Consider the following 14,538-nt stretch of genomic DNA (forward strand, 5'->3'; position numbering starts at 1 on the left):
TTAGCTGGAGCAGCTGACCTCTAAGGTTTTGCCCCAGTCTGGCGGCCGCTGACGATACTCAGCGGCTGTTTCATCGCTAAAGGGTTGCTGTAACGCCTGATGCAGACGAGCCAGCGCACCCTGCTCGCCCCGCTCCGCCTCTTCAATTACCTGCTGTGCCAGATAGTTGCGCAGAATCACCGCCGGATTGGCCGCCTTCATCACAGCCTGACGCTCCGCATCGCTGACCTGCTCGTCCATCAGACGGCTGCGGTAGCGCTGATACCAGCTATCAAACGCCTCACGATCGATGAACTCGTCGCGCAGCGGTGAGCGACGTTCAGTCTGCCGGGTCTCACTCAGCAGTCTGAACGTCAGGGTGTAATCACTGTGATCCTGCGTCATCAGCGCCAGCAGATCGGTCAGAATCTGATTGTCGCTGCTCTGTTGTGTCAGCAGGCCGAGTTTTGCCCGCATCCTTTCACCCCAGACCCGCATCAGTTCAGGTTCATAGGCGCTCAGCGCCGTTCGCAACTGCTCAGTGGTCAGCAGCCCCGACAGCGCATGTGCCAGACGGTTAAGATTCCACATGCCAATCATCGGCTGATTTTCAAAGCTGTAGCGCCCCTGATAGTCGCTGTGATTACAGATAAAGTGAGGCTGATAATCATCCAGAAAACCATACGGGCCATAGTCGATAGTCAGGCCAAGGATCGACATATTGTCAGTATTCATGACGCCATGCGCAAAGCCCACGCTCTGCCACAGCGCAATCAGGCGAGCCGTGCGTAACACAATGTCGGCAAACCACTGTTGATAACGGTCCGCTTCTCCTTCCAGATGCGGCCAGTGATGGCGAATGGCGTAGTCGGCCAGTTGCTGTACTTTCTCCTGCTGCTGGCTGTAAAAGAAATGCTCGAAATGACCGAAACGCAGGTGGCTCGGTGAAATGCGCATCAGCATCGCGCCACGTTCAGTGGTTTCGCGGTAGACCGGCTCATCGCCTATCGACAGAGTGAGTGCGCGCGTGGTGGGGATGCCCAGATGGTGCAGCGCTTCCGAGGCGAGAAACTCCCGGACGCTGGAGCGAATGACGGCACGACCATCGCCCATGCGGGAATAAGGCGTCAGGCCTGCACCCTTGAGATGCCAGTCAAGTTTGCTGCCATCATCAAGACGCTGTTCACCCAGCAGGATACCGCGCCCGTCACCGAGCTGACCCGCCCAGACACCAAACTGATGGCCACTGTAGACCTGCGCCAGCGGCTGCATGCCGGGCAGCAGTGCCGCACCGTGCCACACATCGTGACCGTGACCCTCAAAAAGCGCACTATCCAGCCCCATTGAGGTTGCAAGCGGTGCGTTGTGATACAGCAGACGTCCGCCTGCCAGCGGCGTGGGGTTCAGCGCGGTATAACACCCGGAAAGCTCACGGAACCAGGTGTTGTCAAAAGAGGCCTTGCCTGAGGACATTGTTTCTCCCATGCGATACTCAGCGATACGTAGGTTAGTCCTTTAGTGTAACGCTGATGGCGGGGATTAACAGGTCAGGTCAGCCAGGATGCTGAGAAGATGGCATGCGCTCGTCGGCACAGAGCAGCGAATGCAGCGCATCAGATTTTACCACCGGGAAGAGTGAACCCTGAAACTCAGCGCCATTCAGCTGACTCACTTTTTCGAACAGCACTTCATCGTCAATGCCGCAAATAATAAGGCGGTCACAATGCGTGCGGAAATTATCAATAATGCTCTGAATAAACGGCACGAATGATGCGCGCTTTGCCAGGGAGTGAATAAACTCTTTGTCGAGACAGATGCAGCTGAATAAATTATCGTAGACCGCATTAGAGGGTGTTTTGCCCGCGCCAAAATGTGAAAGTGCTAAATTAAACTCAGCATGCAGGCTCGCCAGCAGCGGATTATTGTTGCCCAGCTTAAGTTGCGGAAACGTTTCAGTGATATTCAGGAGAATGAACGGCAGCTGTTTTATTTTGCGCATGACTAATTCACTGGCAAGCAGCGTCCGGGCCATGCCTTCATCAATACGGATAAAGGCTGACACGGAATGCGCTTCAAATAATCCGCGATTCTGCTCCAGCAATCCAATCTGGCTTTGCAGCAGGCGCAACTGCTGCGACTCGTCAAGCTGGGGAAGCAGCAGATCCTGTGGCAGGGTGATGGGCGCACTTTCATGCACAAACTGCGTAACCAGCTCGACAGCGGTCAACCGTCCGTCAACATCACAGACAGGATAAAACCAGATTTCCGACTGATAGTCGGCCGAGAGATGAATTTTCATTTTAATGCCAGAATATGCGGCGATGTTGATATCGTATAGTAATGGTCAGCTGCAGGCAATAGTGCCAAATCATTGAAGAGACGACCTTCTTTACGCTTCCATTGCCGTTTGACAACAGCCGATCACGCTTAAGCCAAATAAAGGTGATAAAACACCGGTTATTAGTGAAATTAAATCAGCCATTATTCTTTTTATTAAATCCTCACGCTAAACGTTCATTTAAAATAAAACTTTTACCCTTTGTTTTAACTCTATTTTAAATTGGACTTAAGTCTGATTTCGCAAACCTGCTGTTAAATACGGCGAGCCTGCCAGAACACTTTTCGCCAGTAGACATTGTCGAGTGAGGAGCGAATGACGCCCTGACTCGTCGAGGCGTGGATAAAAGCGTTATCGGTATCATAGATGCCCACATGCAGGCCATTTTCACCGCGTCCGGTTTTGAAAAAGACCAGATCGCCTGGCAGCAGTTCATCTTTGCTGATGCGGGTGCCAATATCGCTTTGGGCTGAGGTGGTGCGCGGCAGTTGCAGTGCAAATTTATCGCGGAAGGTCAGATAGACAAAGCCGGAGCAGTCAACACCGTTACGACTCATGCCGCCATAACGATAAGGGGTACCGCGCCAGTGACCGAGCTGATCGTTCAGTTCCGCTATCACGGTGATTGAATCGGAAAGACGACCATTAATCGGCGGAGCGTGATGACTGCATCCCGTCAGCAGCAGAACTAAAATCAGCAAACCCAGGCGCATCGCCAAATGTCCTTATCAGAAGTTGCAACCGGCATAATGTAGCGGTAAAGCCCGCCAGGTAGCAAGTATCAGGGCAGAACGGTCAGCAGCGTGCGTCCTTCAAGCTCAATCTGCCGGAATGCAATCTGGTAGAGCGGTGTCAGGCGCTGCGGCGTCAGAACCTTTGAAGGTTCGCCCTGCGCGATCACCTGCCCGCTATCCATCAGCCAGACCCTGTCTGCCTGTTGCAGGCTGTGGTTAAGATCGTGACTGCTGGCGATTACGCTGATCCCCGTCGCGCACAGCGCTGCAATCAAATCGTCCACCGCTTTTTGCTGGGCGATATCCAGCGCCGTCAACGGCTCATCAAGGATCAGCAGCCGCCCGTGAGGATTGATGTGAGGATCAATCTGAGCACAGACGGCTGCCAGCCGGACGCGCTGCCATTCCCCGCCGGAGAGCCGGGTCAGTGAACGCGATAACTTATCCTGCAGCTGAAGCCGCTGCAGCAGCATGCTGAGACGGGCATCGGCCTGCGGCCCCGCCGATTTAAGATGAAGACGCAGATAGTGCCAGATCGGCATCTGACTCAGGGGTGCCTGCTGCTGTGGCAGCCAGCCGCGCACCCTGGACAGTGCCGCACCGTTCCAGTTACTTAGCAGCTGTTCATCCAGCAACACCCTGCCAGAGGCGGATTGCAGCCCCGCAATGACACTCAGTAAGGTACTTTTACCGGCTCCGTTCGGGCCTGCAATGTGAAGCAGTTGACCGGCGGCAAGTTCGCCGGTCAGGGGCAGCAGCCGTCCGGGGACGGCGGCCTGTTGCAGGCGCAACAGCATCTATTTTGCCAGCGCCTGTTTAATCGTTTCCAGAATGATGGGATCTTCCGGCGTCATGTCTGGTGCAAAACGCTGGATCACACTGCCGTCACGGCCAATCAGGAACTTTTCGAAGTTCCACAGGATGTCGCCCTGCTCTTTCGGCGCGCGTCCTTTACTTTCCATACGCGCGTAAAAGCCGCTGCCTTCAGGACGCACCGCGTCAGGTCGGGCCGCAATCAGCTGTGCATAGAGCGGATGACGCGCCGGGCCATTAACCTCGGTTTTGGCAAACATCGGGAACGTCACGCCATAGGTGGTACTGCAGAAGGTTTTGATCTCCTCACTGCTGCCCGGTTCCTGCTCCAGAAACTGATTGCAGGGGAAGCCGAGTACGCTGAAACCCTGATCCTGCCAGGCTTTCTGCAGGTTCTCCAGCTCTTCGTATTGCGGCGTCAGACCACATTTCGAGGCAACGTTGACGACCAGCAGGACTTTGCCCTGCCACTTTAACAGCGTGGTTTTTTCCCCGTCGAGCGTAACCAGTTCAGTCTCATAAATGTTCATGCTTTTTCCTGTAATGGATGCGGTTGTGGATACAGAGTAGCCAGCCGAAGCTAGCGCGAAGATTTCACCAGTAAAATAATAAACAGTGGCGCGCCCAGTGTCGCCGTCACGACGCCTATCGGCAACTCCGCTGACGTCAGTGCCAGACGCGCCACGATATCGGCTGCCAGAAGCACCGCCGCGCCCGCCAATGCCGATGCCGGCAGCAGATAGCGGTGATCGCTGATGCCGCTCAGGCGCAGCAGATGCGGGATGACCAGCCCGACAAAGCCGATAGCGCCGGCCATCGCGACGCTGATGCCGACCAGCCAGCCCATGGCCAGCACCAGCAGGTTACGCCAGTAGAAGAGTGACAGCCCGAGCTGACGGGCGGAGGTCTCGCCCAGAGCCAGCAGATTGAGAATCGGCCCGGTCGCCCCCAGCGCCAGCATCACCGGCAGCAGTGCCAGCATCATCCAGCCATAGCGCCAGTCAATGCCGCTGAATCCCCCCATCATCCAGTACATCAGCTGACGCAGATCGAGGCTGGTGCTGAAGTAAACCGCCCAGGTCATGATGGCACTGCAGATAATCCCCAGCGCCACGCCGGTCAGCAACAGCCGGGTGACCGAGAGCTGACGATGAGCAAAATGCAGCAGGATTAGCGTAATAATCAGCGCGCCGGCCATCGCCGCCAGCCCAAGGCTCCACAGCGAGCCGCTGCCCAGCAGCATGCCGAGCACCAGGCCGATACCGGCACCATTCGAAACGCCGAGCAGGCCCGGCTCCGCCAGGGGATTGGTAAACAGCGCCTGCATCACCACGCCGCATACCGCCAGTGACGCGCCCACCAGGACGACAGCCAGACTGCGGGGCAGCCGCAATTGCCACACAAAGAGCTGTCCGCTATCGCTGAACCACGCAGAGGGCGCGACCCAGCTGTCTCCAGCACAGAGGCTGAGACAAAGCAGTGCAGCGAGCATAAGGGCGAGCGCAATCAGCCACTTCTGGCCGCGTTGACCGGCCTGGCGTGCGAACGTGTCGAGCAGAGACATAAGCGGGATTAGCTGAGAAAACAGTGATTTGATTGTAGAGAGATTGGTGAAAAAAGAAAGGCTGAAAGGGGCTCTGCGCCAGGCTGGTGTGGGCATTGACGGGCGCGGGAAGCGGGATCCTGGCTTACTGAAACCCTGAAAGCTGCTTACCGGAACCATGAAAAAAGGCCGCTTGCGCGGCCTTTTTGAAACGCTGAAATTCAGTCAGTCTCTTTGGGTGTAGCGTTCTCTACGCGGCTTTTCAGCTTCTGTCCTGGGCGGAACGTTACTACGCGACGCGCAGTAATCGGAATATCTTCACCCGTTTTCGGGTTTCTGCCAGGACGCTGGTTCTTGTCACGCAGGTCAAAATTACCAAACCCAGACAGTTTTACCTGTTCTCCATTTTCCAAAGCGCGACGTACCTCTTCGAAAAACAGCTCTACTAACTCTTTGGCATCGCGTTTGCTCAGCCCGAGTTTCTCAAACAGGTACTCTGACATCTCAGCTTTTGTAAGCGCCATAGGTTCAATCCCTCAAGGTTGCCTGGAATCGCTCTTTTAATGCCGCAACGCATTTGCCAACGGTCGCGGCAATCTCCTCTTCTTCGAGTGTCCGGCTGGTATCCTGCAAAATCAGGCTGATTGCGAGGCTCTTGAAGCCCTCAGAAACGCCCTTACCGCGGTACACGTCAAACAAGTTTACGCCAACTACCTGATTTACGCCAACTTTCTTACACTCCGCAATGATATCTGCTGCAGGGACGTTTTCAGCCACTACAACGGCAATATCACGGCGGTTCGCCGGGAAGCGAGAAATCTCGCGCGCGTCAGGCAGGACGCGGTCTGCGACCTTATTCCAAAGCAGTTCAAAGACTAAGGTGCGGCCATTGAGATCAAGCTTACGTTCCAGCTCAGGATGAACAACGCCGATAAATCCGATATGTTCATCACGTAAATAAATCGCCGCGCTCTGTCCTGGATGCAACCCCGGATTCGCCTCAGCCCGGAAGCTGATCTCATCCAGTTTGCCGGTTAAATCGAGCAGCGACTCTAAATCGCCTTTCAAATCATAGAAGTCAACTGTCTGACGCGCCAGATCCCAGTGCTCTTCAACGCGGTTGCCGCTGATGACGCCAGCCAGCATAAGATCCTGACGAATGCCCAAATCCGCCTGCGTATCTGGCACAAAGCGTAAGCCGCTCTCAAACAGACGTACACGGCTCTGCTGACGGTTCTGGTTGTAAACCACCGCACTGAGCAGACCGGTCCAGAGTGACAGACGCATTGTCGACATATCGCTGGAGATCGGGCTTGGCAGTAGCAGCGCCTCTTCACCTGGATGCAGCAGCTGCTGGATTTTCGGATCAACGAAACTATAAGTAATTGCTTCCTGATAACCTTTATCTACCAGCAGGTTTTTGGCGCGTTTCAGCGACAGATCCGCTTCACGGTGATGGGTCATCACCAGACCCGCCTGTACCGGCACATCAGGAATATTGTTGTAGCCATAAATACGGGCCACTTCTTCGACCAGATCTTCTTCAATGGCCATATCGAAGCGCCAGCTCGGTGCGACGGCCTGCCACTGCCCTTCACCTACAGTCACGTCACAGCCGAGACGCGTCAGAATGTCGGTAACCTGCTCATCTGCAATCACGTGACCAATCAGACGATCCAGCTTTTCGCGACGCAGCGTGATCGTGGCGGGTACAGGCAGCGCTGACTGATGAGTCTGATCGATAATCGGGCCCGCTTCACCGCCGCAGACAGACAGCAGCAGCTGAGTGGCACGCTCCAGCGCAACGTGTTGCAGTGCCGGGTCAACGCCACGCTCGTAGCGATGTGATGCGTCGGTATGCAGACCGTGACGACGAGCGCGACCAGTGATAGAGAGCGGATCGAAATAAGCACACTCAAACAGGATGTTCTGCGTTTCGCCGTTCACACCCGAATGTTCACCACCAAAGATACCGGCCATCGCCAGCGCTTTATGATGATCGGCGATCACTAAAGTATCACTCTGCAGGGCGGCTTCCGTACCATCCAGCAGCGTCAGCTTTTCGCCCTCTTTCGCCATACGCACCACGATACCGCCATCAACACGGTCAAGGTCGAAGGCGTGCATCGGCTGACCCAGCTCCAGCAGAACGTAGTTGGTGATATCGACGACCGGATCGATAGAGCGAATGCCGCAGCGACGCAGCTTCTCTTTCATCCACAGTGGCGTAGCAGCCTTAACGTTAATCCCTTTCACGACGCGGCCCAGATAGCGCGGGCAGGCTTCTGCCGCGTCAACCTGAATCGGGAACGTGTCGTTAAGCGTCGCCGCGACCGGCTGCATCTCCGGTACGTTCAGCGGCAGGCCGTTGAGCACGGCAACATCACGGGCGATACCGATCAGACCCAGACAGTCGGCGCGGTTAGGCGTAACGCTGATTTCGATAGTGTTGTCGTCCAGCTGCAGATAAGCGCGGATATCGGTGCCAACCGGCGCATCCGAAGGCAGTTCGATGATGCCGTTGTGATCGTCGGAAATACCCAGCTCAGAGAACGAGCAGAGCATTCCTTCAGAGGGCTCGCCACGCAGTTTGGCCGCTTTGATTTTGAAATCACCTGGCAGCACAGCGCCTACGGTCGCGACGGCGACTTTCAGTCCCTGACGGCAGTTCGGCGCGCCACAGACGATATCCAGCAGGCGATCGCCGCCCACGTTGATTTTGGTGACACGCAGCTTGTCGGCATTAGGGTGCTGGCCGCACTCGACTACTTCACCGACCACAACGCCGTGGAACGCACCGGCAACCGGCTCAACCCCGTCCACTTCCAGACCGGCCATAGTAATTTGTTCAGACAGCGCAGCGCTGTCCAGGGCTGGATTTACCCATTCGCGTAACCAGAGTTCACTGAATTTCATTGGATATCCTGCCCTTACTTAAATTGTTTGAGGAAACGTAAATCATTTTCGAAGAAAGCACGCAGGTCAGTCACGCCATAGCGCAACATGGTCAGACGCTCCATGCCCATACCAAAGGCGAAACCAGAGTAAACTTCCGGATCGATGCCGACATTGCGCAGCACGTTAGGGTGCACCATGCCGCAACCCAGCACTTCCAGCCACTTGCCGTTTTTACCCATAACATCCACTTCTGCCGATGGCTCAGTGAACGGGAAGTAAGAAGGACGGAAACGAATCTGTAAATCTTCTTCGAAGAAGTTGTTCAGGAAATCGTGCAGCGTGCCTTTCAGGTTGGTAAAGCTGATGTTTTTATCAACGATCAGCCCTTCCATCTGATGGAACATCGGCGTGTGAGTCTGGTCGTAATCGTTACGGTAGACGCGGCCTGGCGCAATAATGCGGATAGGCGGCTGCTGAGCCTGCATGGTGCGGATCTGCACGCCAGAGGTCTGAGTACGCAGCAGACGCGTGGCGTCGAACCAGAAGGTGTCGTGATCGGCACGTGCCGGGTGGTGCGCAGGAATATTCAGCGCATCGAAGTTATGATAATCATCTTCAATTTCTGGCCCTGTTACCACGCCAAAGCCTAACTCGCCAAAGAAAGTCTCAATGCGATCCATGGTGCGGGTGACCGGATGCAGACCGCCATTCTCAATACGGCGACCCGGCAGCGAGACATCAATGGTCTCTTCCGCAAGACGGGCATTCAGCACGGCGGATTCCAGGGCATCTTTGCGTGCATTCAGGCGCTCAGTGACCTGCTGCTTCGCTTCGTTGATTACCGCACCTGCTGCAGGACGCTCTTCTGCTGGCAGCTCGCGTAACGTCGTCATCTGCAGTGTCAGATGTCCTTTCTTACCCAGGTATTCGACGCGCACCGCGTCAAGGGCGGCGATATCCGTCGCCCCGTCGATGGCCGCCGTGGCGCTGGCCACCAGTTCTGCGAGTTGGGACATAATTTCCTCTTTTTCCAGTCAGGCTGGTCAGTTCTCGTTGGGACCTGCCGGTCCAATATGCTAGCGCCAGAAACAAAAAAGCCTCCACGAGGGAGGCTTTTAGCGCGGTTTTTCGTTTCTTCTCTTATGCGCAAAAGCCCCCGAATGTCAGGCGCTAAAGTAAAAAAAGAAACGGAAAATAGCAGCATTCATGCTTGCGGTTACCTTGTCATGCGATACAGGGGGTCTATTGAAAAGCTCTGCGACGAAAATGTCAATCTTTTGCGTAAGTTACAGGCAATAAAAAAGGGAGCAAGCTCCCTTTTTCATCTGACTTACGCCAGGGCTGATTTCGCTTTTTCGACCAGTGCAGAGAATGCCACTTTGTCGAATACTGCGATGTCGGCCAGGATCTTACGGTCGATCTCAATGGCTGCTTTTTTCAGACCATTGATGAAACGGCTGTAAGACATGCCGTTCTGACGTGCCGCTGCGTTGATACGCGCGATCCACAGCTGACGGAACTGACGCTTACGCTGACGACGGTCACGGTAAGCATACTGACCAGCTTTGATAACAGCCTGGAAAGCAACACGGTAAACACGTGAACGTGCACCGTAATAGCCTTTAGCTTGTTTTAAGATTTTTTTGTGACGTGCGCGAGCAACTACACCACGTTTTACACGAGCCATTTAGCTCTCCTGTTTAATATTCTGAATTAATGAAAAAAATTTACTTATGCGTACGGCAGGCAGGCAATAACCAGACCCAGATCGCCTTTTGACACCATGCCTTTAGGGCGCAGGTGACGTTTACGCTTAGTAGATTTTTTAGTCAGAATATGACGCAGGTTTGCGTGTTTACGCTTGAAGCCGCCAGAAGCGGTCTTCTTGAAGCGCTTAGCCGCGCCACGTACAGTTTTAATCTTTGGCATTTTAAAAATATCCACTTCGCATTGTTAATAACATGACCCAGACAGGCGAACAGATAACCGCACGGCGCGAACGCTGCGCGGCTATTGCTACTTGAAAGCCTACTGTTTCTTCTTAGGAGCGAGCACCATGATCATCTGGCGGCCTTCGATCTTCGAAGGGAAGGATTCGACAATGGCCAAATCCAGATCTTCACACAGGTCTTTACGGACGCGGTTAAGCACTTCCATACCGATCTGCTGGTGCGCCATCTCACGACCGCGGAAGCGGAGCGTGATTTTGGCTTTATCGCCATCTTCCAGAAAGCGAATCAGGTTGCGTAGTTTGACCTGATAGTCGCCATCATCGGTTCCAGGACGGAATTTGATTTCCTTAACCTGAATAACTTTTTGCTTCTTCTTCTGTTCCTTAGAAGATTTGCTTTTTTCATAGAGGAACTTGCCGTAATCCATAATACGGCAGACCGGCGGTTCGGCATTCGGGCTGATTTCGACTAAGTCGCCGCCCGCTTCCTCGGCTTTTTCCAGAGCTTCGCGTAATGTGACAATGCCAATCGGCTCGCCATCCATGCCCGTTAAGCGCACTTCAGTTGCGCGGATTTCACTGTTAATTTTGTTCGGACGCGTCGGTAGTACTCGTTTTCCGCCTTTAATACTTTATTCCTCCAATTGGTGAAGATTTCGGCTGCGAACCTCTTGTTGCAACTTCTCAACAAACAGATCGACATCCATCGTTCCCAGGTCTTTACCACGGCGGGTGCGAACGGCAACTTTGCCTGATTCCACCTCTTTATCACCGCAGACCAACATATAAGGGACGCGACGTAGTGTGTGCTCGCGGATTTTAAAGCCTATCTTCTCATTTCTCAAGTCTGCCTTCACACGAATGCCAGCATTCTGCAGCTTACGCGTCAAAGACTCAACATATTCCGCTTGTCCGTCGGTAATATTCATTACCACAACTTGCAGCGGTGCCAGCCAGGTTGGGAAGAAACCGGCGAACTCTTCGGTAAGAATACCGATGAAGCGCTCCATCGATCCCAGAATCGCACGGTGAATCATCACTGGCGTCTGACGGTCGTTGTTTTCACCTACGTAGGTTGCTTCAAGGCGTTTTGGCAGGGAGAAGTCTAGCTGAACTGTTCCGCACTGCCAGGCGCGATCAAGACAATCGTACAAAGTGAACTCAATTTTAGGGCCGTAGAACGCGCCTTCGCCGGGCTGGAACTCAAACTCAATGTTGTTTTCGTTCAACGCGGCGGCCAGGTCTTCCTCGGCACGATCCCACATCTCATCTGTACCGATGCGCTTCTCAGGACGGGTGGATAACTTCACCACAATCTTTTCAAAGCCGAAGGTGCTGTACATGTCATAGACCATGCGGATACAGCTGTTCACTTCGTCACGCACCTGCTCTTCTGTACAGAAGACGTGTGCATCATCCTGGGTAAAGCCGCGAACGCGCATCAGACCGTGCAGCGCACCTGATGGCTCATTACGGTGACAGCTACCAAACTCTGCCATACGCAGCGGCAGGTCACGGTAGGATTTCAGACCCTGATTAAAGATCTGAACGTGTCCAGGACAGTTCATCGGTTTGATGCAGTATTCACGGTTCTCAGATGAGGTGGTGAACATGGCTTCTTTATAGTTTTCCCAGTGCCCGGTTTTTTCCCACAGAACACGGTCCATCATGAACGGACCTTTAACTTCCTGGTACTGGTACTCTTTTAATTTGCTGCGGACAAACACTTCCAGCTCGCGGAAGATGGTCCAGCCGTCATTATGCCAGAAGACCATACCGGGGGCTTCTTCCTGCATGTGATAGAGATCCAGCTGCTTACCAATCTTACGATGGTCACGCTTCGCCGCCTCTTCCAGACGCTGCAGATAGGCTGCCAGCTGCTTTTTGTCGGCCCATGCGGTGCCATAAATACGCTGCAGCATTTTATTGCTGCTGTCGCCGCGCCAGTAGGCACCGGAGATCTTCTGCAGTTTAAAATGATGGCAGAACCGCATGTTCGGCACGTGCGGACCGCGGCACATGTCGACATATTCTTCGTGATGATACAGGCCAGGCTTATCGTCATGGCTGATGTTTTCATCAAGAATGGTGGTCTTGTAGATTTCGCCGCGCGCCGCAAAGACGTCGCGTGCTTCCTGCCAGCTGACTTTTTTCTTCACCACATCGTAGTTGGTTTCAGCCAACTGATGCATGCGTTTTTCCAGCAGGTCGATATCTTCCTGGGTCAGGGTACGATCGATGTCGACATCATAATAGAAGCCGTTATCAATGACCGGGCCAATCGCCATTTTCGTATCCGGCCACAGCTGTTTAATGGCGTGCCCTAACAGGTGCGCACAGGAGTGACGGATAATTTCCAGACCCGCTTCATCTTTTGCGGTAATGATCGCGACAGCGGCATCGTCGGTGATGGGATCAACAGCATCAACCAGTTCACCGTTAACGCGACCAGCGATACAGGCTTTCGCCAGACCTGGACCGATGTCCAGCGCAATATCCATGACACTGACAGGGCGGTCAAACACGCGCTGGCTGCCATCAGGAAGCGTAATTACAGGCATTTCATGTCCTTATTTGCAGTGGTAAGCCACACGAAAGCTTACATGCAACGTAATGTAAAATGAGTGACCTGGCGTGATATCAGACCCACATTGTCGGAATGTCGCCAGGATTGCAGTGCGTAGCGGATGATAGCAGTTTTCGCCGACGAGAAAAACCATCCCCTTTTCGCTAAGCCATGGAGCGAACAAAAAAAAGCGGCCTGACACACAGTGTCAGACCGCCAGGCATGTCGCAGTTTAAAATGCGCTTACATTGCGTAAGAGAGCATGATTGAGGTTTTGGTGTCGGTACGATCTGGCGCAGACTCAGCCGGATTGTTGTTCCAGGTGACGTTGTAAGCCAGCTTCAGCGCGAAGTGGCTATTGATAGCGACCTGCAGGCCGGTTTCGGAGTTCACTGTGGTGTCTTCACCAAAGCTGCTCAGCACGGATACGCCCTGAATAAATTTGGTGGTGTCGGTCAACTGCCACTGATAGCTCACTGCGCCATAGCCCAGCGCCTTGGTCTGATGACCGCCAGCGTGGTAATCGTCATAACGCACACCCGGACCCAATTCCGCACGCAGCGAGTGCACCGGACCATTCAGAATCTGACGACCGTAACCGGCAGTCAGCACGTCACGTGAATCATAACCATTGAAACGATCGCTTAACCAGCTCGCCTGCCCAAACAGGTAGTCATAGGAGTTGAGGTTGTAGCGTGAACGACCACCGATGTTGTACGTCTCTGAAGAGCGTTCATCATTTGACGAGGTGTTCGCTGCGTTACCCCACAAGCTGTAGGCCATAGATGACTGATACCAGGTCATATTGGTCTGAGCCGTCATTGATGAACTGGTGGTGTTACCGGTTTGCGCCAGGTATCCCGCAGCAGCAGAGCCTTCAAATGGCTTCTTAGCCGTGGAAGGGTCATCCATTGAGGTGAATACGGCGTTATCGGCCAGTGCCTGGTGACAAAACGCTCCGGCGGAGAGCAAAAGAACAGCAGACAGCTTGTTATAGGCTTTCATTAAATGTGATCCGTGCGACTGTTTAAAAAACGGAGAGTCTGAAGCGTTTTGCCCGGCATTCAATGCAATTTACGGTAAGTTTTGTAAAAAATTATTAACTTACACAAAATGCCTGGAATCACCCTGACAACCCATGTTAATTGGGACTCATCTTATTAACGTCGCGCATTATAGTGCTGCCCAGATGAAAAGCCAGACGTAACGGCAGAAAGATTTTTACGTCAATGGCAGGGCTCCTGACACTGATTTACGTTATGCGTCACGACAGACATCCAGCATCTCTTTCATAATTCGCCTGAATTTTCACCATAGTCTACGCTCAGTTCAGTTTCTCTTTCCCGGAGGTGCCTCATGAGCAATACGGCCTTAACCCGTTATATCGTGACCTTTCATTATCAGGAGTCGGGATTAAGTGACATCCTGGAGCTGACCAGCGCGATGACCGCCGCCGGTTTCACCACCACGCTGGCTGATGAAAACGGCCATCCCCATGAACTGGGCACGAACAGTTATGGCATCGTCAGTACGCTGGACGCTGAGGATCTGCGACAGCAGGTTGCGGCTGCCGGTGAAAACGCACTGGGTCAGAAACCGGATGTGACTGTCATGACCTTTGAAGAGTATCTGCGGGACACTGCCAGTCATCGCCCCGCCACCTCCGCGCCAGAATAAAAGGTGCAATCACGCTGGTTTTGGTGAATATTCAGGCAT

The 14,538-nt window shown here is 53.7% G+C and carries 16 protein-coding genes and 1 other annotated feature; of the genes, 1 reads left to right on the plus strand and 15 read right to left on the minus strand.

Features of this window, described 5'->3' with window-relative positions:
- From K6R05_RS10570 to K6R05_RS10640, 15 genes are all read right to left on the minus strand, one after another.
- A complete protein-coding gene (locus K6R05_RS10570) occupies positions 1 to 1,452 on the minus strand; it encodes a protein adenylyltransferase SelO (protein ID WP_222924109.1) in 1,452 nt (483 codons plus the stop codon).
- A 79-nt stretch (positions 1,453 to 1,531) separates the two neighbouring features.
- Complete coding sequence (locus tag K6R05_RS10575; protein WP_161735821.1) at positions 1,532 to 2,278, minus strand: EAL domain-containing protein; 747 nt, start codon at positions 2,276 to 2,278, stop codon at positions 1,532 to 1,534.
- Between the two features lie 293 nt (positions 2,279 to 2,571).
- The gene (locus tag K6R05_RS10580) at positions 2,572 to 3,030 is read right to left on the minus strand and encodes a C40 family peptidase (RefSeq protein ID WP_013357687.1); all 459 of its coding nucleotides are present in this window, start codon (positions 3,028 to 3,030) and stop codon (positions 2,572 to 2,574) included.
- A 68-nt stretch (positions 3,031 to 3,098) separates the two neighbouring features.
- Entirely contained in the window at positions 3,099 to 3,848 is a 750-nt protein-coding gene (btuD, locus tag K6R05_RS10585; RefSeq protein WP_222924110.1) for a vitamin B12 ABC transporter ATP-binding protein BtuD, read from the minus strand.
- A complete protein-coding gene (locus tag K6R05_RS10590; RefSeq protein WP_222924111.1) occupies positions 3,849 to 4,394 on the minus strand; it encodes a glutathione peroxidase in 546 nt (181 codons plus the stop codon). It lies immediately after the preceding gene.
- A gap of 50 nt (positions 4,395 to 4,444) precedes the next feature.
- Complete coding sequence (gene btuC, locus K6R05_RS10595) at positions 4,445 to 5,428, minus strand: vitamin B12 ABC transporter permease BtuC (protein ID WP_222924112.1); 984 nt, start codon at positions 5,426 to 5,428, stop codon at positions 4,445 to 4,447.
- A 200-nt stretch (positions 5,429 to 5,628) separates the two neighbouring features.
- Complete coding sequence (gene ihfA / locus K6R05_RS10600; RefSeq protein WP_003853259.1) at positions 5,629 to 5,931, minus strand: integration host factor subunit alpha; 303 nt, start codon at positions 5,929 to 5,931, stop codon at positions 5,629 to 5,631.
- 4 nt (positions 5,932 to 5,935) lie between these two features.
- A complete protein-coding gene (gene pheT / locus K6R05_RS10605) occupies positions 5,936 to 8,323 on the minus strand; it encodes a phenylalanine--tRNA ligase subunit beta (RefSeq protein ID WP_161735828.1) in 2,388 nt (795 codons plus the stop codon).
- Positions 8,324 to 8,337: 14 nt separating this feature from the next.
- Positions 8,338 to 9,321 (minus strand): phenylalanine--tRNA ligase subunit alpha, encoded by a 984-nt coding sequence (gene pheS, locus K6R05_RS10610; RefSeq protein WP_161735830.1) that lies wholly within the window; start codon positions 9,319 to 9,321, stop codon positions 8,338 to 8,340.
- A gap of 71 nt (positions 9,322 to 9,392) precedes the next feature.
- Positions 9,393 to 9,518 (minus strand) — a sequence feature (Phe leader region).
- Positions 9,469 to 9,513: a pheST operon leader peptide PheM gene (gene pheM, locus K6R05_RS10615; protein ID WP_106120997.1), complete on the minus strand. Its 45-nt coding sequence runs from the start codon at positions 9,511 to 9,513 to the stop codon at positions 9,469 to 9,471. It overlaps the preceding feature by 45 nt.
- Before the next feature lie 117 nt (positions 9,519 to 9,635).
- A complete protein-coding gene (rplT, locus tag K6R05_RS10620) occupies positions 9,636 to 9,992 on the minus strand; it encodes a 50S ribosomal protein L20 (protein ID WP_003853267.1) in 357 nt (118 codons plus the stop codon).
- Between the two features lie 44 nt (positions 9,993 to 10,036).
- On the minus strand, positions 10,037 to 10,234 hold the full coding sequence (gene rpmI, locus K6R05_RS10625) for a 50S ribosomal protein L35 (RefSeq protein ID WP_004157374.1): 198 nt from the start codon (positions 10,232 to 10,234) through the stop codon (positions 10,037 to 10,039).
- A gap of 99 nt (positions 10,235 to 10,333) precedes the next feature.
- Positions 10,334 to 10,885 (minus strand): translation initiation factor IF-3, encoded by a 552-nt coding sequence (infC, locus tag K6R05_RS10630; RefSeq protein ID WP_033732471.1) that lies wholly within the window; start codon positions 10,883 to 10,885, stop codon positions 10,334 to 10,336.
- A 3-nt stretch (positions 10,886 to 10,888) separates the two neighbouring features.
- On the minus strand, positions 10,889 to 12,817 hold the full coding sequence (gene thrS, locus K6R05_RS10635; RefSeq protein WP_161735832.1) for a threonine--tRNA ligase: 1,929 nt from the start codon (positions 12,815 to 12,817) through the stop codon (positions 10,889 to 10,891).
- 248 nt (positions 12,818 to 13,065) lie between these two features.
- Entirely contained in the window at positions 13,066 to 13,827 is a 762-nt protein-coding gene (locus tag K6R05_RS10640; protein WP_161735834.1) for a DUF481 domain-containing protein, read from the minus strand.
- Positions 13,828 to 14,178: 351 nt separating this feature from the next.
- On the opposite strand from K6R05_RS10640, the gene ghoS reads away from it, so the two are divergent.
- Positions 14,179 to 14,499: a type V toxin-antitoxin system endoribonuclease antitoxin GhoS gene (ghoS, locus tag K6R05_RS10645; RefSeq protein ID WP_222924113.1), complete on the plus strand. Its 321-nt coding sequence runs from the start codon at positions 14,179 to 14,181 to the stop codon at positions 14,497 to 14,499.
- Positions 14,500 to 14,538: the final 39 nt, after the last annotated feature.

This window comes from Pantoea alfalfae (assembly GCF_019880205.1).
GTDB classification, from domain to species: domain Bacteria; phylum Pseudomonadota; class Gammaproteobacteria; order Enterobacterales; family Enterobacteriaceae; genus Pantoea; species Pantoea alfalfae.